Genomic DNA, 22789 nt, shown 5'->3' with positions numbered 1-22789 from the left:
GCAACTAACGCTGCGCTCAGCTTGTAACGAGCGGCCGAAGTACCGTCTGTTGACGGCCAGCTCAGACAATTCCCCAGACCAAAGACATCGATTCCACTAGTGTGCCGGCGCGATGGCAGCCGGTGCCGACGTATCGTGGACCGGTTCCAATTCCTTCACCTTCTTTTGCAGCTTTTGGAATTGCACCTCGGGCAGCGCCGCATGCTCGCGACGCTCGGGCGAGTAGGTACGCATGCGCAGACCCACATCGGGCACCAGCGCCAGCATCAGGAATATCGACATAATCGACGCCGGAATCGTCAGCACATACTTCCAGTCGGCTTCGTACTTCAAGTGCATGAAGAACAAAATCACCAACATGGCCTTGGTGCATGATACCGCCATCATAAAAAATCGCCCCACCGCCGGCTGATCGTGCCACGGCCACGCGCTGGAATACGTAAAGAACGAAGCCCCGGTCAGTACGCACAGCGCCAGGAACACGTAGATGTATTTGGCAATACCGCCGTGGGCATGCCCGTGATCACCGTTTGCAGGTTCACCGTGCGCGTGGCCGTGTGCCTCGGATGAATGGCCGGCGTCGTGCATAACTAAGAACTCCACAATGAAGCCGCCGCAGCGGCCGAATGGTCAGAACAGATACAGCAACGGAAACAGGAAAATCCACACCAGATCGACGAAGTGCCAGTACAGACCGATATTCTCGATGGCGCCGGCTTTCGTGGCGTCAAGCGTGATCGTAAGCATGATGGCGAACACGATCAGCCCTACCAACACGTGTACGGCGTGAAAGCCCGTCAACAAGAAATAAGTGCTGGCCCACATATTGCCGCCAGGAATCACCATCGGCAGCTTGAACGACTCGACGAGCTCGCGGACGTATTCCACCTTGTCGTGCTCCGCCGCCAGGTAGGGGAGTTGGACCCACGGATGCTCTTCGCTGAGCGTCTCCGGATGCGCGGCGACGCTAGTATGTTCCCCTTCCAGCGACGGTGGCGGCATGATGTCGTCGGCCAGGCGCTGCAAAGTTACCGGGTTTGTGGCGGAAAAGTCGTCCTTGATCTTCTTGGCCAAAACTAATTGATCCGCTTCCTCCTTCGACAACGTTTCGGCGGGAATCTTGGCCAGAGGCTCGATGATCGTCTGCAAACGCACACGGGCGGCCGAGCCAAAATCCAGATCGGCTCGCTCGTGAATCCGGCTGCGCGGTGTGGCAGGATAAATGCCGTGCGAGAACTTGGCGTTGTACTCGTAACCCTTGACGCCCAAAAATACACAACCTAATGCCAAAGTGATCAGCATCCAAACCTTTGCCAGACCGCTTTTGTTGGCTCGCGCGCTTTCCAGCGCCAAGACAATGGACACGCTGGAACAGATCAGCACGAAGGTATTGAACGCGCCAATGGGTTCAGACAGATGCACGTCGTGCGTCGCCGGCCAGTCTGGCGCACCGAAGCGAATCACGATGTACACGCCGATCAGGGCGGCGAAAAACATAATCTCGGTCGACAAAAACAGCCACATGAACAACTTGCCGTTGGGTAGCGGTAAGCCGGGCTGGTATTGCAATTTCAAGTGTTGAGCGTGCCCATGAGGGGCGTCTGTGGCAATGGCCATGACAGGTCGCTTGTACCTTTCTCGAAGAGCTTCAACGCACGATAGGGGCCGACAACAACAGGAACACAAGCACACAGGGCAAGTAGATGAGCGAGGCACGCAACAGCATCCGTGCCGAGCGCTCGTCCAAGTGACGGGCAAACTGCACGGCTGCGGCCAACTGGGCCAGACCCAACAACAACGCTACCACAAAATAACCAGTGCCGGCCAACCGCCCAACGGCGGGCAATACGCTGACAGGCAACAAAACGAGCGCCCCCACGACAGCTTGCAAACCGGCTCTGCGACCCGACGGATCAACGACCGAGAGCATCCGGCAGCCAGCCGCGGCATAGTCTGCCCGATAGATCCAAGCAATAGCCATGAAATGCGGAAACTGCCAAAGGAAGACGATCGTGAACAACGTCGCGGCCGAAAGGCCGAGCTGACCGCCCACCGCCGTCCAACCCATCAGCACCGGCATGGCGCCAGCCACCGCGCCCACGGCGGTATTATGTGACGTCCGCGACTTGAGCGGCGTGTACAGGCAAACATAAGCAATCCAAGTGGCCATGCCCAAGCTGGCCGTCAAGAGATTCACGGCCGCAGCCAACCAAGCCGCTCCGGCCACAGTGGTAAGAGTGCCAAAGCAGAGCACTTCACGGCTCGACAGACGGCCGGCCGGCAGCGGCCGATCCGCGGTGCGAACCATCAGTCCATCGGAATGTCGTTCAATCCATTGATTCCAGGCACTTGCGCCCGCCGCGACGAGCCCCGTACCGACCAGAGCGGACCCAAGCAAATACAAGTCAGGGGAACCCCAGCTCGCGACGAATGCGGCCACGATGATCGTGACTAACTCTAGCACGACGATTTTCGGCTTCGTCAGCTCGATATAATCGCGCACTCGCGGCCAGATCTTTACACGACCGGTCTGGTTCATAGCTGTCGTTGCAGCACTGAGAGTGCTCATGCCAGCACCTCCGAGGCAACAAACCTTTGCACCGGAATTGATCGCGCCGAAGGTAGCAACAACGACCGTAGCGCCACCATCAGCGAAGTGGCCAGGATCAGTGAACCTGCGGCCACATGTGCCGTCGTCATCAGCGCCTGCGTCCGACTCTCATGTGAGACAACATACTGCTGAGCCCACTCGTAACGACCGAACCAGGCGGGCCAACCGTAGTTGACTACCCACGCACCGGCACCCAAGCCAAGCTGGAGCATCAGCATTGCCGCTAGCGCCACTACAGGTACCGCTATGTAACCATTGGCAGAGAACGACCGGAGTCCACGTGCCGCCAGCAAAAGTATGTGAACGGCCAATACCGCGGCCATCAGCAGATGAAACCAAACGGCAGCGCGAAAAGTCGCCATATCGACGCTTGGTCGAACGTGACGCAACTGCGAACCGAGCACGAGTTGCACATAGGCCATCACCACGGTCAAGAACGCCAGTCGCTGAAAACGCGCGGCCGCGCGAGCCTGTTTTGGATCTTGCGCAAGTGTGCGACCGGCCCGCCAGCGCGGTGAACTCCAGACAGCCAAGGCCACCGTGACTGCGAAGAAAACCGGCGCGACACATCCATGGATCTGCGCCAACAATCGTTGGTCTAGCCGTACACGTAACCCGCCCAGACCTCCCTGAGCGATCACCAGAGCCAGAGCGCCGAGCGTTGCCCAGCGATACCAAATTCGACCGTCGAGACGGAACGCCGCGGCCACAAGCAAGATGGTCATCATGCCCACGAGCGCGCCGAACAACCGATGCCCGTGCTCGATGAACAAATCCCAGGGACCGGCAAGCCATGTTTGCCAGGGATACAAGAACAAATTGTAACCGTAGGTCGAAGGCCAGTCGGGCACAGCCATGCCGGCCTCGTATGTCGTGACCAGCCCGCCCACCCAGATCAGCGGGAACGTCGCGCACACTAGCAACACGGCCAGCCGATGTGGCCAGGCGCTTGCCGAGAGAGTGCCAGCATTGTCTCCGCGCGATCTTTCCACTGTTTACCAGGCGTTCCGCATTATTTGTCGTGCCGATTTGCCGCGCTCGGATGGCCTCTGCTTACTCTAATGTCCGCCGTGTCCGTGATCGTCCGTCGGAGTAAATCCCTCAGGAGGCGGTTGGGTCTGCGGATAATAATCGGTGCTTACTTCGGGCGAGCCGTATTCGTACGGTCCACGGTATACGATCGGCTGGGCGTCGAAGTTGCCGTGTCCCGGAGGGCTGGGAGCAAACCATTCCAGGCTGTTGGCATGCCATGGGTTGCGCCCCACCTTTGCTCCGTAAAAGATGCTGTAGAAGAAGTTGATCGCGAAGATGATCTGCGACGCCCCCATGCCAAGTGCACAGATCGTCATGAACTCGTTGAGCGACTGCATATTCCGGAAGCTGGCGTAGTGATACGGGTCGGCCAGGCGGCGCGGGAATCCACCGGCCCCCAAAATGTGCATCGTATAAAACGTGCCGTTGAAGAAGACGAACGACAGGAAGAAGTGAACCTTCCCCCAAAACTCGTTCATCATCCGGCCAAACATTTTAGGAAACCAGAAATAGATGCCGCCGAACACACCAAAAGCGGTGCCGCCGAACAACACATAGTGAATGTGCCCTACGATGAAGTAGGTATCGTGAATGAATATATCGACCGGCGTCGCGGCCATGAAAATGCCCGACAGCCCGCCGATGATAAACATCGACACGAACGAGAGCGCGAAGAGCATCGGCGTGGTGAACTGGATTCGCGCGCCCCAGATCGTGCCTAGCCAATTGAAAACTTTCACGGCACTCGGCAACGCGATGAACATCGTCGAAACCATGAACGTCATGCCCAGGTATGGGTTCATCCCGGACATGAACATGTGGTGGCCCCACACGATGAATCCCAGTCCGGCGATACCCGAGATCGAGTACACCATCGGCTTGTAGCCGAACAGCGGCTTACGAGCGAAGCAGGCAATGATATCCGACACCATTCCCATCGCCGGCAGGATCATGATGTACACGGCCGGGTGCGAATAGAACCAGAACAAGTGTTGCCACAAGAGGGTCTGGCCACCACCGGCGCCCGTCGAGGCGTTATTGACGATCAATCCTTCCGGGATGAAGAAACCCGTGCGAATCGTGCGATCGAGCAATTGCATGAACAGCGCGGCGGTGAGCACCGGCAGAGCGAAGGCCTGCAGAATCGCGGTGATGAACATGGCCCAAATCGTCATCGGCATGCGAAACATCGTCATGCCCGGGGCGCGCATCTGAATAATCGTGGTCATGTAATTGACCGAGCCCATCATCGACGAGATGCCGACAAAAATCAGCCCAATCAGCCACAGATTCTGTCCCATCTCGCTGCCAGGCGCGGCCCCCCACACGGCCGAAAGCGTGGGGTACGCTGTCCAGCCCGATGAGGCCGCTCCACCGGTAACGAAGAAGCTACCTATCATGCAGATGAAGGCCGGCCACATAAACCAATAGCTGAGCATGTTCAAAGTGGGGAAGGCCATATCGTCGGCCCCGATCATCAGCGGGATCAGGAAGTTGCCGAACGCGCCTGCCAGAATCGGAATGATCACGAAAAAGATCATCACCGAGGCATGCATCGTAAACAGCATCGTGTAGAACTCGGGCGAAATCTGCCCTCCTTCGGCCGAAAAGAGCATCGGCCCCACGATGGGCATGCTGCTCCACGGCCACGCCAACTGCCACCGCACGGCCAGCGCCAACAGTCCCCCCACGACGAACCACAGCAGCGTCGAGAACAGGAACTGGATGCCGATGACCTTATGGTCCAGCGAAAAGACATATGTGCGCAAGAAGCCGGCCGCATGGGCCTGTTCGTGCCCGTGGGACGCGTCGTGAGCATGGGAACCGAGAGCGGAAGTACTCATTTGGTCGCCTCTTGAGCCGCAAACATTTTGTCCAGCCACTCGTCGTAATCCTCACGGGAATTGACGGTCAACCGGCCCTTCATCTTGTAATGACCCCAACCGCATAGCTCGGCACAAACCAGGTCGAACGTGCCGCGTTCCGTCGCCTTGAACCAGACCGGAATCGCCATGCCGGGCACAGCGTCCTGCTTGATGCGTAAATTCGGCAAGAAGAAATCGTGCAGCACATCCTGGCTCTTCAACGAGACCAGGATCTCTTCGTTTACCGGCACATGCAGGTCATTGACATGGTAAATGTCGTCTGGCGTGCCGAGTTTGCCATCCTTGCCCGGGTAACGAAGACGCCACTCGAACTGTCGCCCGGTGACCTCGACCGTGACGGGCAATCCCTCGCTTCCCGGGTTGCGAATCTTTACATCCGCCCACGCATTCATTTGATAGATGGCAATGAATAGCAGGGTGGCGGCCGGCAGAATGGTCCAGATGACTTCCAGATTATGGCTGCCGTGCGTGTACTTCACGGGGTCTGCGTTCTTTGCGCCGTCGTATCGCCACAAGAACCAGAACAACAGCACCTCGGTGGCAACGAACACCAACCCCGTAAGGATCAAGATGAACGTCCACAAGTGGTCGATCTGGTGTCCATGCTCGGATACGTCCCGCGGCAACCAATAGCCGGCACCGGGGGCCCACACAAATGCGGCCACGCCGAAGACCGGCACCGCAAGAAACAACAAGCTCCAAAACCTACCCACGATCGACCTCCACCTGACGCGCCCCGAAGCTAAAGTGATTCACGTACGCGCCGCCTGCGGACTGACTATGTTGCAACCTTACTCGTGCCATCCATTGAGTCCGGCTAGCTTTCCCTTGCCGACTCCCGGCTCGCTCATCTTGTCGTACGGCAGCGAGCGGACATAAGCGACGATGTGCCAGATTTCCTCCGGCGTGAGCCCGCTCGGATTGTTTGCATCGGCTCCCGCCTGTGGCATCGGTGTACCGTTCACACCAGCAAAGATCCGTCGATAAAGATCAACCGGTCGGCGCCCGAACCGATACGTTCCCAGACGCAAATTGCGCGGTTGGATCTGCTGTTGAGGCAAGAGCCACTTGTAATCCTCGACAGTCAGCTTGGTTTGCAAGTCGCTGAGGGTCTCCGAGCGCTCTGTGCGGTCCTCGATCGCTTCGGCGTCGGCGATCTTCTTCGCCAGGTCGGCGAATTGCTTGACCTTATTCCAATCGTCGAACAGCAACTCCTCGCTGCCGTCCCCGAGCGCCGTCGGACCGTGGCACTTGGCACATTGCGCCTTGGCGCCGCGGAATAACTCCGCCCCCTTGGCAATAGAATCAGCCAACTGCTCCGGCGTATCCACCGGCGGGCGATCAGGTGGAACGACGATGGCCGATTCGGCCGAAGCCCAAGTTTCGGCGATCGGCGTCACGTACTCGCTGACTAGCTCGCTCAGCTTGACCTGTTTGAAATCGATGGAATCTCCGTCGTCAAGCACCTTGATCAACAGCAACTGCTCGGTCTGGCCGCGAATGCTGAGGTATTTCACGTACTCGGACAACGCATCAATCTCGTCGTCAGCCAACAGAAGGAACGAGGGCATCGCCGTGCCGGCAATCCCTTCGTGCAAGATGCGGTGTAGATCTTCGGTCGTGGGCTTGTCCGCTCGCGCGGTGCTCTTGAACTTGAAGGCGCCTTGGCGGTAATCGCGCGGATAAGGATTCAAGAAGGCGGCCGTCGGACCAGCGCCATCGCCACTGATGCCGTGGCAGTGAGCGCAGTGCTGACGGTACAGACCGCCCTGGCGGCCCGTTTCGTCTCCGCCGGTACGGCCTGCCGCGAGCTCGATCTTGCGCGGATCCAGCCCGGTTTCTGGCAGCACGAAGGGCGCGTTGGGCTCGCCGAACATGGCGTACAGCACCGTGGCGACCGCATCGAGCGATGTGGCATTCTGCTGCTTGGCGTCGCGCTCCGCCTGATCTTTTTCCTTGCCCGTCAGCAGGAAGTCGTGCGGGTCGCGCCCTTGCAGATTCAAGTGAAACACAGGCGGATCGACCTTCGTACAGCCGGCCACCGCAGGCAGCACGGTCGCGGCAACGACAAGACCGACACATCGCCAGGAAATGAACGAATATCTTTTCATGATCGGATCTCGAATCCTACGCGCGATCTCAATGACTCTAGTGGAAGGTGGCAGCCGGCACTTCGATCGTTCCCAGATCCTGCTCGCCGTCAGCCGGTATCTTGATTTTGAACCGCCCCTTGCTCCAGCCGGGCTTGGCCTCTAGGCCACCAGGGGCCTGCTCGTGCCATACCTGGAACTCCACATCTTCGCCCGCCGGCACGTTCTTAATCTCGAACGAACCGTCCGGGCCTGTCACAGCAAAATACGGATCGTCGCGAGCGATGATGTAACCCTTCATCCACGGATGGATGCTGCATGTTGCCGCGGCCGGTGCGTTCATCGCGCGGCTGAACTTGTACGTAACCGACGAGTTGGGTTGCAACAGCGGGTTAGCCGGCGTGTTGCCACCTCCCGGGTCGAAGCTGGTGTTATGCGAAACGGGATCGCTGTTTTTGATTTCGAGTGGAACTCCCATTTGCGTCGCGAACACGTGACTGAGAAACAGACAGCCCTTTTGATCAAAGACGGGTGCGGGTGGCGCCGCGGCAGCTCCCTCTTCCGGCTTAAAGACCCGCGAAACTTTGCGGGCAAAAACCACGATGTTGGCGACTCCCTTCGACGCCGAATCGACAACTAGCTGCTGGTTCGGCACCTGCTGACCACACACGGCACCGTCCTTGCCTCCGGTGGAGAAAAAACTGGCGCTGGGTGCATCACCGGCGTATACAAACTTGCCTTTAAGCGTGCCCCAGCCGGTGCCTGTCGGTTCGGCCGCGGCCGCATGGCCCGATTCGCCACTGCCAGAGCCCGCGCGCAGCTCCTTGGCAACCTTGACGTCAACGGTCGGGTTTAGTGCAATCGCCTCGCGGCAGCCCGAGACGGCGGCCAACAGCAAAGTCGCAAAAAATAACATCGTTAGGGCGGCAACAAAGCGTGTCACGATTTTCCTCGGTAGCAATTACTTGTTGAACAATTTCGGATCGAGCTTGACGGTACCCAAGTCATTGTCGCCGGCCTTGATGTCCATCGTGAAGCGTCCCTTGGGCCACTCCTTAGTATCGACGTTGCCAGCCTTTTCCTGCCATACCTGGAACTCCAACTTGCCGACTGGCAGGTCCTTAATCTCGAACTTGCCGTCCGCGCTCGATACGGCGAAATACGGGTTGTCACGTGGCAGCACGAAAGCCCTCATCCAGGGATGGATGTTGCACGCCACGGGCTGCGGAACCATTTGCGAGCGGACGTACTTGTAAGTGGCTTCTTTGCCCGGAGCAATCAACGGGTTCGCCCCCTGTCCGCCGATTTCAGTAACGTTGCTATTGTGCGAGAACGGATCCGAGTTCTTCACCAACAAGGTCTGACCGACTTGCAACACCAGCAGGTGCGGCTCGAATCGGCAGTTCTTATTGTCGATCTCAATCTGGGCCGGCGGCTCGCCCAGCGCAGGGTTGATCTTCAGGTCGGCCTTTTTGGTGCGGACGAATATCACCACGTTCTTGATGCCGCCGTCAGGCGCAACTAGTAACGACTCATCCACCAGATTGTGCGGCACGCAAACGGGCTCTTTGGTCGTATCCAGCTTCTTGGGTTCAGGCGCCTTGCCGTTATAGATGAACTGTCCCTTCAGGTTGCCCCACTGAGCGCTGACGGTGCCCGCGCCCCCCGAGACCACAGTAAGACTGAATACCGTAAGACAGATTACGCACGCTAGCGAGTTTCGCGAAGTTAGCTTTGCCATGTTGATTTCTTCTCCTCAATCCGCCCGCCTGGCCCACTGGCGCCAGGCTTTGAAATTCCAGATTGTAAAACTAACTGAAACCTTAACCGGCTCGCTATCGGACGTCCGCTCGTGCCGGCGACTCTGTAATCCGCAGCGGCAGATCGCGTTGATCTGACCGCTATTATCAAGGCTGTCTCTCTCAAGTCGAAATCCGTTACGGTGCCGCGACCTGCGTTGCGTCCGCCGTAGATCGCGCCGTGGGTATTTGTGCTGCCGGCTGATCGGCCGTCGGTAACTGCGCTGCCGGCGTCCCGGCTGCGTCGGTGGCCGGCGGCGCCGGCTTGACCATTGGCTTGATTGACGTGCGATCCGCCATGTAGGTGTCGTAGTTCATCAAGAAATCGACGATGCCTTCCACCTGGTCGATACTCTTTCCCGGGAACAAGTTCTGATCGACAGGCTTGTCTGGCGCGAAGTTCACAGGCATCCCGGTATAGGGGAGCAACCGCTTCGGATTGCCGATCCATTTTTCGAGATAGTCCGGCCGCAACCGCTGATAAACGCGATCCAAATTGGGAGCGAGCGCCGCGGGACTGCCGGCGGGCACGAAATCTCCCACCTTGTGGCATTTCACGCAGAATTCGTTGCCTGTAATGACCTTTAGCGCATCCTCAAAACGGTGCGCATGCTCCGCATCTTGTCGCGCCAGATAACTAGGATCGGTGCGATGATCGACCAGATAGGGGTACTGCGCGTCGTCCACCGCGGCAAAATAGTTGGCCAGTTGAGATGCCTCTTCGCTCGACATGTTGAACCGAGGCATCCGCAGTACGACCGCCGGCCGAATCGGATACGGATTCAGCAAGAAGTCGTGTAGCCATTGCGTCTGCACCTTGTTCCCCTCGTTCACCAGCGGCGGCGGAACCCAGCCCCAGGCATCGCTGGCTTTGGCGTTCGGATTCGTAACTTGCTCCATGGCCAATGCCACGGGATGCAGCAAGCGTGCAAAGTTGCCACCGATCGGAGGAATCTTATTAATGATACGACTTTCAGCCACCGGTACCTCGGGACCACCCACGATCCACGGCTGGCCGTTAATGGGCAACGATTGCCACAGGCCGAAATAGAACTGCGGATTGCCGTCGTCATCTTCGGCAATCTCGGGATTGACCATGCCCGTCACCGTGGCATGACCTAGACCGCGACGATCTACTTTCTTCGACTCGGCCAATTGCGCCGGAGTGAAGTGCGGTATCTCGAACGCATAATCCTCAAACGGCGGCGGCTCGGGGAAATTCTTCGGATCGTAGTCGAAGGACCACGTCTCCATGCGAAACGTATGACAGCCGTCGCAATTGAATTTGGTAATCAGCCGCTGTCCGTCGATAACCGCCTGACGGCGCGGGTCAGCCTTGTACACGTATTGCGCGGCGGGCGGTTCGGCCACTAGGCCAAGCACGAACGTGATCACTGCTTCGCGCTGCTTGTCCGAGAGATTGAACTTCGGCATTCGCAGCCGTTCGATGTAATCCTTGTTCTCGGTCATTCGATAGTCATAGCTGCGCGGCTCGCGTAACTTCTGCCAGATGAAACCTTCGCGCTCGTGGTGCAAAACTGCCTCTGTGAAGAAGCCTGTATCCGGATCCATATGGTGCGGATCGAGCGCCTCTTCAATATTGTGAATATGGCCGTGACCATGCACGAAGTTCTCTTGTGCCAGGTACTGCACTACCTGTTCGAAGGCCAACTTCGACGGTTCCTTGCGGCCCCAATCGGCCAGTCCAGTACCGATCGCCTTGGCATCCTCGAAGCCCGGGATGTCGTGGCAGCCGGCGCAGCCAAGCCGCCCGATCGTGCGTCGCCCTACGTACAGCAGCTTGTGCCGCTGGTTCTCTTCCGGAGTCATGCCGTCGGTCGCAATCAGCAACTGCTCGTCGACCTTCAATTGGTTGCGGAGCGAAGCGGGAATACCGTTCTTCAGATACTCCTCTGACTGCCGATAGGTGAAGCTGCCGCGAAGATATTCGGCAGCCAGATCATCTAGATCCTTTTCGACAACCGCAGGCAACGCCTCTGCCTTCCACCCGTCGCGCGAACCGAGCAAGAACGCCGTCACGTCGGCTGCCGGGTCCGATACCTTGCCCTCGGCGTCGGTGATCGGTTCCAGGAACAAGTTGGGCATCACCGTTCGGGCATGGTAATGCTTCGGCTCGCGTACCCAACTGTATAGCCATTTTGCGCCGGCCTGGGTGGCCAGCTTGTCCCCGATGCGCGACAGATCTGGACCTTGTGTCGATTTGCCCTCGGGGAAATCCTTGTGCTGATGGCAGGCCAGGCAGCCGCGCACCTGGAACACGGTCTTGCCACGTTCGGCAGACGGCTCGTCGGTCACATCCTTTGGCTTTGTGAGATATTCAAATGGCTGACTTACATCCAGCAGATATTCTGCCGCCGCGCGAACCTCGACCGGCTCGAAGCGCTTCGACAATTCTAAGCCTGGACTTTCGTCGTAAACTGGCTCCAGGATGGACTCGCCCTCTTCATTCAATACCTCGTGCCCTTCAGCATCGAGCTTGGGAATCATTTCCGGATTACCGAACTCATCTCGCTTGATCTCATGCAGGTGATCGTCGAGTCCAAAGAATTTGGGCATCCGCGTGGTAGGACGGAAATCCAGCGGGTTGCGAATCCAACTCGTGAGGAAATTCGCGTCGACCTTGCTCTTTACATAGCGCAGGCTCGGACCAACCTTGCGGTACTTGCCGGGAGTTTCGTCGTCTGTGCCCAACAGAGTCGCCATTCGCAACGTGTCGGCAGTCAGTCGGGCTGGTTCTGGATCGGCCCCACCGGCGGCGTTACTCTCCTCCTGGGCCTTGAGCACTTCGGCCAGTAGTTTGCGTGTGGGCTTTCGTTCGGGGTGCTCGACGATCTCCGTCGCCAAATGTCGCTCTTGATCGTTCAAACCGGGGTCAGACAGCACCTCGGCCGCGGCGGCCGCATAGGTCGGCTCGACGCGCAAATCGGGCCCACGGCGGCGCAACGGCCCGTCGAAGCCGTTAATCTCGTGGCAGCCGAAGCAACCGAACTGACGGATAACGTCGTAGCCTGCCATCAATTTGGGTGCCGGAGGCTCGGGGAACCGTTCGCTGGGCTCGAGTTCGGTAATGTCGAAGTGACACTTCAAGCAGCCACTTTCCATGAACCGCTCGGGACGCATTGGGAAGATCCAATGATGATTACTGAACCAACCATGCTCATCCTCCCACTTCTTCACCTCGTGCGGATCATTAGGCGTGTGCGACGCCCATTGGAAGCTGGTGGCGCTCCCCTGCCCTTCGTGGCAAATCGTGCAACCAATATCCATCATCTTGTGAGGGCTGAGCGAGCCCACGAAGAGATCGAGCCGTGGGTGCGAGCTGAAAGGATTAGGCAACCCACGATCGACCTTGACCGCCAGGGGCTGTCCCCAATTCACGCTGCCGATCAGGTAGCGATAGACGTAGCGACGATCCTTCGAGACATCGACATCGCCGACAAAACGCAACACGTCGCCGACCTGCACTTGGGCTTGGGCAGCGAGACTTTCGGGGCGGACCACGCTTACGACAACGTCGCGAGGATCGATAATGCCTTCGCTCGCCAACTCCAAACCGTATATCTGCGCTAGGGCCTTGCTTCGCTCCGCGTCCGTGGCGGGCGGAGCATCGTTGAACTCCTTGGGCAAGTCGGCAGCTGCCGGCGTCTTGAGCGTCACTGTCACTAACTCGGCCGGACGGGGCGGATACGCCGGCGCTACTGCCGAGCCGGCGCCCGACTTGTCGATTGCCTGGTGGCAAGTGATGCACCGATCGAAACGGGCCACGTCGCTGAAGTTGTTGTTCAGCGTCAGCTTGGGCAGCCAGATTTGCTCGATCTTAAGAGGACTATTGAAAGCATTGATGATCGGCAGGTCGAGTAGGTCCTTGGCGGTCGTCAGCTCGCGATCTTCCTTGGCTTTTACGAGCCGGTCCAAGTCGCCGTTATAGTCGTTGAGCTTCTTCCGCGCGGTGGCCACCTTTGCCGTTGCAAGCCCCACCGATTTTTCCAACTCTTGACGGTGGGTCTTGGCCTGCTGGTATTCAACCGTCATGCGGTTGACGTCTTCGACAACGTTGTTGACACCCTCTTGGCGATCGACCAGTTCCTGTTCGGGCAAACCTTCGCCCACTCCCAGGTTGTACCTGCTGCGCTCTACGTCCAAGTCCGCACGACGAAATTTAAGCAGACTGAATCGCTTGTCCTCGTCGAACTGTGCCTTGCGAACGATCGCATCCATGGCGGCGATCAGCTTGTCGCGGGCCGCGATGACCTGGTTTCGTGTCGCGTCGATCTCATCCGGCTTCGCTACCAAATCGCGCAACGACTTGTCGGCGTTTTCCACGACGGACAGGTCGTAACCGTTTTGCTCAGCATGCGCGCGAGCTTCGGCCGTAAATGCCTCGATCACCGACTCGGCGGGAGGCTCGGCTTGCGCGGCGACCAGTTCGGCCTGCAGGGCGGCCTTCGTCTGCTCGTACTCAGCACTGCTCTGGTCGGTAATCTTGGCCTGGGTGTACCAGGTTTCGATCGCGCGAAATTTCCGTTGGATTGGCTTCCATTCGCGATTATGGTCTTTCGCGAGCATCCAAACTGTTGTGATAAGCATCGCCACACCCGACACGCCAAAAACGACGTGCATCCATTTGGTGTCGCGCCAGGTTTGTTCAGTTGCCGGCATTGCAGAACGCCTTTAGTGCGTCGGGAGCGTACAAAACGATTCCATCCGTATCTCGCGGTCGTGCGTGGTACACCGGTCCAACGGTGGCACGCCGGGCGAGCAGCGGCGGAACGTTCCGTCACGCGCTCTTAGAAATTCAGGAAGTACTCGGGAATGCTAATAAAGTATTTCAAATTCGCGCTCCACCGCGCGACCATCTTTAACGGCAACGACCCCATCATCAACAGCAAGTTCGACATGAGCATGAAACGGATAAAGCCCATCTTGACGAAAAACTTGCGAAAGATCGTGGCAGCCATGATCGGCGGCAACAACACGAAATACGCGAACACGATAATGATGCCCGGCAGCTCGCGCAGAAGAATGTAACTCAGCTCCGTGCCCGCACCGGAACCGGGTGGCGCCTTGGGCATGCTCTGATCGAGCCATTTGATCCAGAAAAACTGCGATAGGTCGATATTGTTCTGCGCAAGCACTTTGTGAGCGTCCCAGGTCTCGAACGGCCCGAAGAAATTCCAATTCGGTCCGCGCAGAAAGGTCCCCAGAATAATAAGGATTACCCACAGCTCGAGAAAACCGAACTGAAACACCAAATATGCGAACTTGCGCTCCGAAATGGTGTAGTACCCGCTCCCCTTTTTGTTGAAGTCCAGGTACGGGATTGCCATCAGCCCTAGCAACACCACGCTCGGCAGCACCACTCCTGCCATCCAAGGGTCGTAATAGACGAGCATCTCCTGCAAACCGAGAAAGTACCAAGGCGCCTTCGAGGGATTGGGCGTCTTGACGCGGCTCGACGGCTCTTCAAGTGGCGCCTGCAAGGCAATGGCCCAAATCAATAGGAACGCGGTTAGCGCCACCATACAGATCAGCTCGGTGTAGACCAGGTCGGGCCACACCAACACCTTCTCTTCGCCTTCCTTTTCCATCGGCGGCAGCCCCTGGGCTGCGCGATCGTCATTGATCACGGCCTTATGTGTTGCCAGCCAAGTGAAGAATCCCAACAGGAACACCAACCCGACGATCGGCACATTGTCTGGCTTAGCCACAATGGCGGTGAAGTTGGGGTCGGTCATCGACATACCCATCACCAATAGCGCCAGGTTCAGCAACGTCCATGCCACCGGTGGCGGTGTCCACAGCCGGCGAAACACGAACAGACAGGTGAACAGAATCAGCGATCCGAGCGCCAAAGTGACGGGGCCGGATAGCTCGTTGACAACTTGCTTCACTTCCGGAGGAAGCTCGGGCGGCATGCCAATCATGGCCAACGGCGCGCAGATGAAAAACGCGGCCCCCACGAGCAGCCAGACAAGCACGTCGGTAATCGGCACTTTCAAGGGACCGAACTCGGGCGTGGCGTACGTCTTGGCACCTCGCCGCCACAAGAATAGAGCCGCCCCCCAATTGAGCGCGCATAGCACCAGGTAATAGAAGCCCAGTGGCGTCGCCACATGCGAGAGAAAGTTCGGATCACTATGCATGTCGAATTCCGATCCCTAGGAATTCCGCCGGTCGAGACCGCGTACGGAACTCTCTCGAAACGCTATATAAAACTCGGTCCCCTGCGACGGACGCGGCCCACGTCCATCGCAAGCGCGCCCACAAACCTTCTCGCGAGACCGCTACAGCGGCCCGCTGATTCCGCCGTCTTTCCGCACCCGCCAGAAGTGGATCGCCAAGAGCAGAGCCACGGCCAACGGAATCGCAATGCAGTGCAACACGTAGAATCGATTCAACGTATCCTCGCCGACGAAACGCGCGCCAATGGTAACGAATCGCGCGTCCGAGGCATTGGTGATCATTGAAATGCCGCCGACATTCAATAACTTGGCCCCAGGACCCTCGTGACCCATGATCGGCGTGGCGCGGGCCATGTTCGAGCCGACCGTAATGGCCCAGATGGCCAACTGATCCCAGGGAAGCAGATAGCCGGTGAACGAAAGCAGTAACGTTAAGAGCAGCAAGAGCACGCCTACTACCCAGTTAAATTCCCGCGGCGGCTTGTAGCTGCCTGTGAGAAATACGCGGTACATGTGCAGCCATGTAGTTATCACCATGGCGTGCGCACCCCAGCGATGCAGTTCGCGCATGATGCCCAAACTGGTCACATCGCGTAGCGAGAGAATGTCGTTATAAGCCCACTCCAGCGTCGGCCGGTAATAGAACATCAACAGCACGCCGGTAACCGTCTCTACCAGAAACAAAAAGAAGGTCACCCCGCCCATGCACCAGGTGTAGCTCAGCGCGATGCCCTGCTTCTTGATCGATACCGGATGCAGGTGCAGAAAGAAGTTGGTCAGCATCACGACGATGCGATTCCGTCGGTCGAGCGGCATCGGATGACGAAAAACGCTCTTCCAAACCTGCGAATTACGAATGGCTTCGCCGAGCGACATGGATTAATCCGCTATTAAATTTCACGACCAAAAAGGAAAGAAGAACCCACCAAACCGACCCTCGCGCCGATACGTTTCTGCAACCGCACAAGGGCAAAGCAAACTGTGTTCATCGAAAATTAGGGCGAAACGAAAAAAGCGGGGAGCCCTCGCCCAGGGTCCGCCGCTACGCGTCGACCAGCTTCCATGCACGCAATCTACTATCCGGACACGTACGGGCGCTCGAAACCGCTTAAACCTGCACGAAGCAGCCCGGGTCGTTCCACTGACCCAACTCTTCTTGGAACGTTCGGCTCTTGTCGACCTCTAGCTGACCATCGTCGGACAGACGAATCGCATACCGTTCAAGCGGTCGCGGCGCCGGACCTTCAAAATTGACTCCGTCTTTATAAAAGCCGCTGCCGTGGCAGGGACATTTGAATTTCTGCTCGGCTTCGAGCCAATTCGGTGTGCAGCCCAGGTGCGTACAAACGGTCTTTAAAGCGACGATTTGCCGCAAACCCTTGTATTCAACATTGACCGGCCAGATACCGAACTGCGCCTTGAACTTCTCCTCGACGACTCCGGGAGGAAAATCGCCAGGGAATCCAATCTTGAACTTGCTGGGCGGCTCGGTAAGCACGTTAGGGAACATGAACCGAAGCGTTGCCAACGTCCACAGGCCCAGCGTTGCCGCCAGTGTCGAAAATCCAACCGCCAAGAACGATCCGACTAAAACGCCAAGAAAGAATCGTCGATTCTCCACAGGCGCGGCCGGCGCTTTACCAATCTTCGCCTTGGCGTATTCCGGCTTGGCAGGCATTGGCGGCACCACGCCCGCCGACTCGCCCTTAGCGGGCTTGGCCGGAGCAGAGGGCTTAAGGCGCGCAGCGGCTTCTGATTTGGTGACAGGCCCCGGCTTCGCGGCAGCGCGAGCCGCAGCGAGAATGCTCGATGTATCGCGCACGCCCGCGCCTGCGGGCGCAACACCCGCTGACGCGGCAGCGGGCCTTTCGACCTTCGGCTTGGGTGCCAGTTTTTCAGGCGAAGCCTTGGCGACTGCCGCAGCTGGCTTGGCAGCTTCTGGGGCCGCTCCTGCGGCTCCCTTATTCGCACGAGCCGCTGCCAGAATCTCGGCGACACTCGGCTTTGCACCACCGGAGGCGGGCTTGGCGGCGATCGGCGCCGGCTCTGCGGCAGCAACTGGTTCTGTACCCGGCGCCTCAGGAGGTTGTGCTTGTTCCGGAGCTGGCTTGGTCGCGGGCTCATTGCCACCAGCAGTACCCTTGCGAGCGGCCGCCAGAATGTCGGCCGTCGACATTTTCTTTTTTTCTGCCATACGGCTATGCTCGTCGCCGCTAGATGCCTACCACACCGTTCCGTGCCGCGACCCGAAGGTCGCAGACGAGGTGCAAAGGGCTGTCAAAACGCGATTTAGGGCTCGGCGGAGTTCTTGTGACGATTTTCACGAACTCCCCGCATTAATTTCTATCTAATCGCACCCAGTTGTCAACTGCCTGCCCCACAGAATGCAGGCGAGAGCCTGCCAGCGACCGATTCGACCTTGCGGTTGCGATGCCCATAGCTCTCGGAACGCCCACCCCCTCGGAAGTTGGGGGCGGCCGACTACAATAGTCTCCGAAAGTCGGATGCACGCGATCCCACAGTTACCGATAGAGTCCAACTCGCGTCGAATGGCTGCCATGGCCCGAGCGCCATGTCGTTCTGCGCCGCAATCCCTTGCCCCAGACCGGTTCGCATTGTCGTCCGACCATTCCCTACCGTGGCCCGCCATTGAATCTTTGGTTCGCCGTGACCCAGCGCGCCGAGGCGTCGCCAGTTACACGAATTTCGGCACCCCGTTGTGCGGTGGCCACCTGGCGACGGCCGCACATGACTTAGCACAGCGCGCCCGATGCGTAGCAATCGTGACAGGTTTTTGCATCGTCGATGCGCAACCTCCGACGGCCGAGACCGACGGCCCCCCCGGTGCGCTCTTCCTGGCGAGCTCGCTCGCGGCACTGGGGGTTGAAGTCGTGTTGCTCACCGACAAGTACGGCATGGACGCCCTCCAGGTGGGCTGCGATCAGTACGGCCTCGCACGCTCGATTATTCGCGAATTCCCGCTCGAAGAGACTGAAATAGCAGGTAGCGGCGCAGCCACGGCGCCGAACCCCGCAGAATCTCCCCGTGCGGACAATTGGATCGAACAGTTCCTCAGCGATGGCCCCGGCGCGCGGCTCTCGCACCTGGTTGCCATCGAGCGGGTGGGCCCGAGCCACACCCCACGATCGTTTCTCGCGCAACGGCGGGCTGCACCGACGTCGCTGGACGAATTCGATCGGGACGTGCCTGCGGCAAGTCGCAACGTCTGCCACAACATGCGGGGTGTGCCGATCGACGCCTACACGGGTCGCACACATCGGCTCTTCGAGGCGATCGCGGAGCGCTATTTGCCCGTGACGACGATCGGTATTGGCGACGGCGGAAACGAGATCGGAATGGGGACGATCCCCTGGGAGTTGCTACGCGGTGCGATTACCGTCGGACCCGCTGGCATAGTGGCCTGCCGGGTCGCGACTGATTTTACCGTGCTGGGTGGAATCAGCGACTGGGCCGCCTATGCCCTAGCGTTTGCAGTGTGCCGACTGAGGGGTGAAGCGTCGGCCGCGTCAACTCACAACGAACAGTCCGTCCGCGTGCTGATCGAAGCCCTGGTCCGCGATGCCGGAGCAGTCGACGGCGTCACCGGCCGGCGTGAGCTAAGTGTGGACGGTCTGCCGCTGGAAACCTACTTGCAGGTTTTCTCAGGAATTCGCGATCTGTTTGCCGGTGCCGCGCGATAAACAATGTTCTTACCGTCGGCAATCGCAGAACGGCGGCGAGAGCCCCACTATGCGTTACGTCAGCGAGCTGTGCAGCTTGTGTGCTTGTGACCCCTGCGCTAGAATCGCCTGCGGCGGCGGTCGCGCAGCTCGAGGTTTCTTTTGGGCCTGGCAAGGCCGGTCGAGAACTTACGTCCGTTCTGCGGATTGCCGGGGCGCTTCGCAGCGCGATGGGGCCACGGTCGACCAAACAGGTCTGGTGTATCCCGGCTATGAACGTCCTTGTCATTGGAAGCGGTGGGCGCGAGCACGCATTGGTTTGGAAGCTGGCACAAAGCCCACTGGCGGATCGCATTTTCGTCGCGCCAGGCAATGCCGGTACGGCGACTGCCGCCGAGAACGTAGATATCAGCCCCACAGATTTTGGGCGCCTCATCAAGTTCGCCAAGCAAAACAACATCGGTCTGACAGTGGTCGGTCCCGAGGCGCCGCTGACGATGGGTATTGTCGACGCCTTCACGGCCGAGAACCTGCGGGTCTTCGGTCCCAGCAAGGCGGCCGCTGAGCTGGAAGGCAGCAAGGTGTTTTGTAAGAACCTGCTGCGTCATGCGGATGTGCCGACCGGCGACTATCGCGTGTTCCGCAATGCAGAGAGCGCTACCACGTTTCTCAAGGATCGGGATGACGTACCGGTCGTGGTCAAAGCGGACGGACTGGCGGCCGGCAAGGGAGTCATCGTCTGTGCCGGTCGCACCGAGGCTTTGGAAGCGGTCGATCGCATTGCCCGCCAGCGGGAGTTTGGCTCTGCCGGCGACCAACTGGTCATTGAGGAACGCCTGGACGGCGAGGAAGCCAGCGTGTTGGCGATCACTGATGGCCGCACGATCGTCACATTACCACCGACGCAGGATCACAAGCGCGCCTATGACGGCGACACAGGGCCGAACACCGGCGGCATGGGCGCTTACTGCCCCGCGCCGCTCGTCGACGAAGACACGTTGCGCCGCATCGAAGAGCACGTGCTGGTACCCACTATTCACGCCATGAAGCGTTCGCGCCGTCCCTTTCGCGGTGTGCTATACGCAGGCATTATGCTGACCAATCAGGGCGCCAAAGTCCTGGAATACAATGTCCGTTTGGGCGACCCCGAGTGCCAGCCGCTACTAATGCGGCTGAAGAGCGACTTGATGGAAGTGCTGCTGGCGACCACCGACGGGCGACTGGATGAACTCGCGCCGTTGGAATGGGATCCGCGCCCAGCAGTTTGCGTGGTCATGGCCAGCGAGGGCTATCCTGGCAAATACGCCCGTCATCGACCCATTCGCGGTCTCGAGGAAGCGGCCCGTCTCAAGGACGTGCAAGTTTTCCATGCCGGCACGACCATTCTCAACGATCAGGTTGTGACGGATGGCGGTCGTGTGCTGGCCGTCACGGCGCTGGGCACGACCATTCCCGCGGCAAAGCTCAACGCTTACACGGCGGTCAAGGCGATCCGCTGGGAAGGAGCCTGGTGCCGCAAGGACATTTCCGACAAAGCACTCTGGAAGTCGCGTTGATTGGCTTGGCCAGCGGAAATCAACAAGAAACGCCCTCGTAGAAAACACGTTCCGGCAAAACAAATCTCAGGGGAAAGGGCCTCTCGTGAACTACACTCACTTGCGCTTGCAAGACCAGGGAGAGGTTCTGATCGTGTACTTTCAAGGGGCCACGCTGACTGATCAATCCATGATCGAGCAGATTGGCAACGAACTGAACGACGTGGCGCTCGAGGCTTCCGGAAATCGCAAACTGCTAGTGAACTTCCAGGGCGTGAAGTTCATGTCGTCCGCGATGCTCGGCAAGTTGCTACCGCTGCACAAGCGGTGCAAGAACGACAAAATCAAGCTGAAGATGTGCAACATCTCGCCCAACTTGATGGAGGTTTTCAAAATCACCAACCTCACCAAATTGTTCGACATTTGCGGGACCGAGCCTGAAGCCGTTGCGTCGTTCGAGAAGCGCGGCTTTTTCAGCTGAGATCCCGGCCGCAGTCGTGCGCAGCCTGCCTGCGACGGAGTGCCGTCGCAAAAGTCTGATTGAGCTAATTTGTCGGGCGCCAGTGGCATGCCTTCGGCGGCGCAGCCGTCGTAGGCCTGGAACGTCTCTTCGTATCGAGTGTGCCTGGTCGCTGGCGCTGGAAAGACGATGCGACCCACAGATTATTGATTGGGTTGCAATACCGGGTCGAAGCGCGCTTACGCGGCCTTGCGGCGTTTGTCCGTCGATGCACCGGTCGGCTTACTTGTTCGCAGCGCGACGTCGACAGGCAAAATCGTCGTATCTTGATTCGTGCGATCTCGACGTGACGAAGCCGAGACGGAATACATGCCGCGAACTCCGCCGAAGATCGCAAAGATCGCAACCGCGATGCCGACATTCAGAAGTAGATCAATCTTGGTCAGATCGAGCATGGGCCTGCCGTCCAAAACGTGCCACGCAAAACATGCCACGCCGCGCACGTTGCCGCGGCGTGCTATTTCATTATTCGATATCGACGAGTTATCGGGCAAGACTTGGGAACGGGGCCGGATAGGCGTAGTATCCTCATCCGGCAAACTGTGCGGTCCGCTGCCGCCCGCTGGAGCCACTCTCTGGGCGTCCCTACACGTTGCTGAGGCCCTAGAGTTTGCCCCGCCGGAATGCCCACGCCGAGATGGCCGTCGTGGCGATCAGGAAAGTTGCCGAAGCAATAGGTCCGGCATTAGCAGTCCGACCGCAATGCCATATGGGTAATCGATCCAGAAGAATCGCAGGAAGTTTGCCACGTAAATTACTACGACCAGCGGCAAGCTAACGATCGCTAGCAGATTGAACCGGGCCGCTGCGGCCCGCGCCTCGTACCAGAGGTTTTTTGCATCCTGAGTTGAGGGAAGTGCGTGCATCCCGATCGAGACGCCCAACCACAGCAGGAAATAACTGACGATATCCTCACGGCCGAATACGCGCACCGGCACGAACGCCGGAAAGCAAAACACGATGCATAGCAAAGTATTCAAGAAAAACGGCCCCATCGCGACCAGAAACGAGCTCGTAAAATCTCGCGCTGGTTCGTGTACGACATAGCCCGCCGGGTTCCCCATGCGAAAAAAACAAACGTCCATGACGGCCACGCGCCGCAGCTTGCAGAACAGCAAATGCGCGGACTCATGCACGATCACGCCTGGAAACGTGAGCAATGAAATCAGAAAGCCCGGGATGATGATCACGGTTCGTCCTGTTGGCCGTGCCAACCCTTAGGGAAACGTCGCTCGAATTCGGCAGAATTGACAATTTGTCTCGTCGCCAATCGAAAACGGATTCGATCTTCATAGTTGGCGAATTCCGCTGTGTCGGTGCCGGCCACGCTCTGCGCCTCGGTTAACGTGTCGCTTGCTTCGCGGGCAAAACCTTCTTCTCCGGTCGCGGCATACTGGCAGGCCAAAGCGCTGGCCACCGAGGCCTTGGCCATG

The 22789-nt window shown here is 58.6% G+C and carries 19 protein-coding genes; 3 read left to right on the top strand and 16 right to left on the bottom strand.

Annotated elements, in window-relative coordinates; all coding sequences use genetic code 11:
* Positions 1–96 precede the first annotated feature (96 nt).
* From VGG64_11120 to VGG64_11060, 13 genes are all read right to left on the bottom strand, one after another.
* The gene (locus VGG64_11120; GenBank protein ID HEY1600147.1) at positions 97–588 is read right to left on the bottom strand and encodes a cytochrome C oxidase subunit IV family protein; all 492 of its coding nucleotides are present in this window, start codon (positions 586–588) and stop codon (positions 97–99) included.
* A 42-nt stretch (positions 589–630) separates the two neighbouring features.
* Positions 631–1617, bottom strand: coding sequence for a heme-copper oxidase subunit III (locus VGG64_11115; GenBank protein HEY1600146.1), 987 nt, complete (start codon positions 1615–1617; stop codon positions 631–633).
* 31 nt (positions 1618–1648) lie between these two features.
* Entirely contained in the window at positions 1649–2569 is a 921-nt protein-coding gene (gene cyoE / locus VGG64_11110) for a heme o synthase (GenBank protein HEY1600145.1), read from the bottom strand.
* On the bottom strand, positions 2566–3603 hold the full coding sequence (locus VGG64_11105) for a COX15/CtaA family protein (protein ID HEY1600144.1): 1038 nt from the start codon (positions 3601–3603) through the stop codon (positions 2566–2568). Before VGG64_11105 ends, cyoE begins: the two co-directional genes overlap by 4 nt.
* Before the next feature lie 66 nt (positions 3604–3669).
* A complete protein-coding gene (locus VGG64_11100) occupies positions 3670–5487 on the bottom strand; it encodes a cbb3-type cytochrome c oxidase subunit I (protein HEY1600143.1) in 1818 nt (605 codons plus the stop codon).
* Positions 5484–6242 carry a cytochrome c oxidase subunit II gene (gene coxB / locus VGG64_11095; protein ID HEY1600142.1) on the bottom strand — a complete coding sequence of 253 codons (759 nt, stop codon included), beginning with the start codon at positions 6240–6242 and terminating at the stop codon, positions 5484–5486. The genes VGG64_11100 and coxB overlap by 4 nt, the downstream gene beginning before the upstream one ends.
* 78 nt (positions 6243–6320) lie before the next feature.
* Entirely contained in the window at positions 6321–7640 is a 1320-nt protein-coding gene (locus tag VGG64_11090) for a cytochrome c (GenBank protein ID HEY1600141.1), read from the bottom strand.
* A gap of 37 nt (positions 7641–7677) precedes the next feature.
* Positions 7678–8562 carry a hypothetical protein gene (locus VGG64_11085; GenBank protein HEY1600140.1) on the bottom strand — a complete coding sequence of 295 codons (885 nt, stop codon included), beginning with the start codon at positions 8560–8562 and terminating at the stop codon, positions 7678–7680.
* 18 nt (positions 8563–8580) lie between these two features.
* Positions 8581–9360 (bottom strand): methylamine utilization protein, encoded by a 780-nt coding sequence (locus VGG64_11080; GenBank protein HEY1600139.1) that lies wholly within the window; start codon positions 9358–9360, stop codon positions 8581–8583.
* 196 nt (positions 9361–9556) lie between these two features.
* Complete coding sequence (locus tag VGG64_11075; protein ID HEY1600138.1) at positions 9557–14098, bottom strand: hypothetical protein; 4542 nt, start codon at positions 14096–14098, stop codon at positions 9557–9559.
* A 128-nt stretch (positions 14099–14226) separates the two neighbouring features.
* Positions 14227–15582: a hypothetical protein gene (locus VGG64_11070; protein ID HEY1600137.1), complete on the bottom strand. Its 1356-nt coding sequence runs from the start codon at positions 15580–15582 to the stop codon at positions 14227–14229.
* A 141-nt stretch (positions 15583–15723) separates the two neighbouring features.
* Entirely contained in the window at positions 15724–16497 is a 774-nt protein-coding gene (locus VGG64_11065; GenBank protein HEY1600136.1) for a cytochrome b N-terminal domain-containing protein, read from the bottom strand.
* 232 nt (positions 16498–16729) lie between these two features.
* Complete coding sequence (locus VGG64_11060) at positions 16730–17815, bottom strand: ubiquinol-cytochrome c reductase iron-sulfur subunit (protein HEY1600135.1); 1086 nt, start codon at positions 17813–17815, stop codon at positions 16730–16732.
* Positions 17816–18005: 190 nt separating this feature from the next.
* Here VGG64_11060 and VGG64_11055 point away from each other — a divergent pair, with 190 nt between their 5' ends.
* The 3 genes from VGG64_11055 (at position 18006) to VGG64_11045 (ending at position 21317) form a co-directional block, all read left to right on the top strand.
* A complete protein-coding gene (locus VGG64_11055; GenBank protein HEY1600134.1) occupies positions 18006–19322 on the top strand; it encodes a glutamate cyclase domain-containing protein in 1317 nt (438 codons plus the stop codon).
* A gap of 242 nt (positions 19323–19564) precedes the next feature.
* Positions 19565–20857: a phosphoribosylamine--glycine ligase gene (purD, locus tag VGG64_11050; protein ID HEY1600133.1), complete on the top strand. Its 1293-nt coding sequence runs from the start codon at positions 19565–19567 to the stop codon at positions 20855–20857.
* Between the two features lie 85 nt (positions 20858–20942).
* Positions 20943–21317, top strand: a complete 375-nt coding sequence (locus VGG64_11045) for an STAS domain-containing protein (protein ID HEY1600132.1) — start codon at positions 20943–20945, stop codon at positions 21315–21317.
* A 218-nt stretch (positions 21318–21535) separates the two neighbouring features.
* Here the strand turns inward: VGG64_11045 and VGG64_11040 are convergent, their stop codons facing one another.
* The 3 genes from VGG64_11040 to VGG64_11030 form a co-directional block, all read right to left on the bottom strand.
* On the bottom strand, positions 21536–21751 hold the full coding sequence (locus tag VGG64_11040; protein HEY1600131.1) for a hypothetical protein: 216 nt from the start codon (positions 21749–21751) through the stop codon (positions 21536–21538).
* Positions 21752–22009: 258 nt separating this feature from the next.
* Positions 22010–22546: a hypothetical protein gene (locus VGG64_11035; protein HEY1600130.1), complete on the bottom strand. Its 537-nt coding sequence runs from the start codon at positions 22544–22546 to the stop codon at positions 22010–22012.
* Positions 22543–22789 (bottom strand): hypothetical protein (locus VGG64_11030; GenBank protein ID HEY1600129.1); only part of this gene is annotated, 247 nt, incomplete at its 5' end. The genes VGG64_11030 and VGG64_11035, both read right to left, overlap by 4 nt.

The organism is Pirellulales bacterium (assembly GCA_036490175.1).
GTDB lineage: Bacteria > Planctomycetota > Planctomycetia > Pirellulales > JACPPG01 > JACPPG01.
The sequence above is the reverse complement of the archived record's forward strand: the minus strand, read 5'-3'. Positions and strand labels throughout refer to the sequence as shown.

Coding starts and splice junctions, on each gene's coding strand:
- VGG64_11060 (HEY1600135.1), bottom strand. CDS start 17,815: ATGGCAGAAAAAAAGAAAATGTCGACGGCCGACATTCTGGCGGCCGCT.
- VGG64_11065 (HEY1600136.1), bottom strand. CDS start 16,497: ATGTCGCTCGGCGAAGCCATTCGTAATTCGCAGGTTTGGAAGAGCGTT.
- VGG64_11075 (HEY1600138.1), bottom strand. CDS start 14,098: ATGCCGGCAACTGAACAAACCTGGCGCGACACCAAATGGATGCACGTC.
- VGG64_11120 (HEY1600147.1), bottom strand. CDS start 588: ATGCACGACGCCGGCCATTCATCCGAGGCACACGGCCACGCGCACGGT.
- VGG64_11080 (HEY1600139.1), bottom strand. CDS start 9,360: ATGGCAAAGCTAACTTCGCGAAACTCGCTAGCGTGCGTAATCTGTCTT.
- VGG64_11040 (HEY1600131.1), bottom strand. CDS start 21,751: ATGCTCGATCTGACCAAGATTGATCTACTTCTGAATGTCGGCATCGCG.
- VGG64_11090 (HEY1600141.1), bottom strand. CDS start 7,640: ATGAAAAGATATTCGTTCATTTCCTGGCGATGTGTCGGTCTTGTCGTT.
- VGG64_11070 (HEY1600137.1), bottom strand. CDS start 15,582: ATGCATAGTGATCCGAACTTTCTCTCGCATGTGGCGACGCCACTGGGC.
- VGG64_11115 (HEY1600146.1), bottom strand. CDS start 1,617: ATGGCCATTGCCACAGACGCCCCTCATGGGCACGCTCAACACTTGAAA.
- cyoE (HEY1600145.1), bottom strand. CDS start 2,569: ATGAGCACTCTCAGTGCTGCAACGACAGCTATGAACCAGACCGGTCGT.
- VGG64_11055 (HEY1600134.1), top strand. CDS start 18,006: ATGCAGGCGAGAGCCTGCCAGCGACCGATTCGACCTTGCGGTTGCGAT.
- VGG64_11100 (HEY1600143.1), bottom strand. CDS start 5,487: ATGAGTACTTCCGCTCTCGGTTCCCATGCTCACGACGCGTCCCACGGG.